Source organism: Paludisphaera soli, from assembly GCF_011064595.1.
In the GTDB taxonomy this organism is placed as follows: domain Bacteria; phylum Planctomycetota; class Planctomycetia; order Isosphaerales; family Isosphaeraceae; genus Paludisphaera; species Paludisphaera soli.
The window spans coordinates 1-1,425 of sequence record NZ_JAALJI010000106.1 but is presented as its reverse complement, the minus strand read 5'-3'; the positions used below and the strand labels follow the sequence as shown (position 1 = coordinate 1,425).

Sequence of the window (1,425 nt, the reverse complement as noted above, 5' to 3'; positions counted from 1 at the left end):
GAACGCCCTTTATGTTACTTCCGGTACTGGTCGTCGCTCACGTGCTCCAGCCAGTCGACCATCTTGCCGTCGAGGGCCTCCTGGATAGCGGTGTGCGTCATCGCCGTGGTCGGGCTCGCCCCGTGCCAGTGTCGCACTCCGGCAGGGAACCAGACCACGTCACCAGGTCGTACCTCCTCGACCGGCCCGCCTTCTTGTTGCACCCAACCGAACCCGCCGTGATGATGAGCGTCTGCCCGAGCGGGTGCGTGTGCCAAGCTGTGCGAGCCCCCGGCTCGAACGTGACGCTGGCCGCCGCCGTACGGGCTGGGGCATGCGGTTGGAACAGCGGGTCGATGCGGACCGTGCCGGTAAACCAGTCGGCGGGGCCCTTGGTGGAAGGCTGAGAACCCCCTCGGGTGATTTCCATCGTTTTCTCCTGCATCGGGGTGGAAGGGACGGCGTGTGCCCGTCGCGTCGCGAAGCACGCGAGCACGGAGCCCGCAATGGTCACGAACGCACGACGGGAGAACGACACGGTGGAAACTTCCTCGTTTCTCGCGTTAAGGTTCATCATGCGACCGTCATCCCGCCGTCGATGGTGAGGGCGTGGCCGACCACGTAGCTCGCCCCAGGGCTGCAAAGCCAGAGGACGGCCGAGGCAATCTCCTCGGGCCTGCCAGCCCGGCCGATGGGGACGTTCTTCGCGATTTCGCCATACGCCTCCTCGCTCCCGGCGACGACCTCGCGAGCAACTTGCGTGTCGATGAGGCCGGGATTGACCGCGTTCACCCGGATGCCGTGCTTGACGTACTCCAGGGCCGCCGTCCGCGTCAGACCGACCACGCCATGCTTCGAGGCGATGTAGGAGCCTATGCCGGGGTTGCCCGTCAACGCACCAACTGACGCGTTGTTGACTATGGCCCCGCTCTTCTGGCGTTCCATCTGACGCAGTTCGTGCTTCATGCAGCTCCAGACGCCGCGAAGATTGACCCCGATGACGCGGTCCCATTCCTCGCGTGTGCTCTCGGCCGTCGCTGCGATGCGGGCCATGATGCCCGCGTTGTTGAACACGGCGTCGAGCCGGCCGAACTCGGATACGGTCCGCTCGACCATCGCCGCCACCTGGTCGTCGTCCGCGACGTCGCAGCGGACGGCAATCGCCTTGTGCCCGGCGGCGACCAGCTCGGCCGCAGCCGCCTTCACGACGACTTCCTTGTAATCCGCGAGGACGACGGCCGCACCCGCCTCCGCGAAGGCCCTAGCCGTCGCGAGCCCCATGCCGGCGGCCGCCCCGGTGACGAGTGCCACCTTGCCGCTGAAATCGAGTGTATCCGTCATCTCCCGTCTCCTCATCCGTTCTCGTTACTTTGCCGTGTCGTCCGTCACTCAGCCTCGAAGGTCACCTTCACGCTCCCCGACCCGACCGCAGCCGACAGCCCTTCC

1 protein-coding gene and 1 pseudogene are annotated in these 1,425 nt (G+C 66.3%); both read right to left on the bottom strand.

Translation table 11 applies throughout. The annotated features are described in order from the left end of the window. Positions 1 to 14: 14 nt before the first annotated feature. A pseudogene (locus tag G6O68_RS33780) lies at positions 15 to 409 on the bottom strand ((R)-mandelonitrile lyase). A gap of 143 nt (positions 410 to 552) precedes the next feature. Next, a complete protein-coding gene (locus G6O68_RS31775; protein ID WP_165253762.1) occupies positions 553 to 1,320 on the bottom strand; it encodes a glucose 1-dehydrogenase in 768 nt (255 codons plus the stop codon). Between the last annotated feature and the right edge of the window lie 105 nt (positions 1,321 to 1,425).

Bases quoted from the DNA above. Each gene is read 5' to 3' on its own strand.
- G6O68_RS31775 (WP_165253762.1), bottom strand. From the start codon at position 1,320: ATGACGGATACACTCGATTTCAGCGGCAAGGTGGCACTCGTCACCGGG.